The organism is Actinoplanes subtropicus (genome assembly GCF_000721705.1).
Lineage (GTDB): Bacteria > Actinomycetota > Actinomycetes > Mycobacteriales > Micromonosporaceae > Actinoplanes > Actinoplanes subtropicus.
Map to the genome: position 1 here is coordinate 1 of NZ_JOJL01000193.1, position 235 is coordinate 235.

Here is a 235-nt window from a genome sequence, read left to right on the forward strand (position 1 = left end):
CCTGCAGCGACCGCACGGTGGCGTCGGCGACCGGCCCGGGCGTCCTGAGGGCGACCAGGTCGACGCCGTCGATCAACGCGGCCACGACCTGCGGCCAGTGCGGGCCTGGGTCGGGCACGAGCGCGAGCCGGTCGGTGGTGACGCCGATCTCGGAGGCGGCGAGTGCTCCGATGTCGGGCATACCGACCGCTGCGGCCCAGCCGTGCTCGGTGGCGCTCGCTAGCAGGAGCATGAG

1 pseudogene is annotated in these 235 nt (G+C 74.5%); it reads right to left on the bottom strand.

The annotated features are described in order from the left end of the window. Positions 1-235 (bottom strand): annotated as a pseudogene (locus IH26_RS61900) (hypothetical protein); the annotation flags it as partial.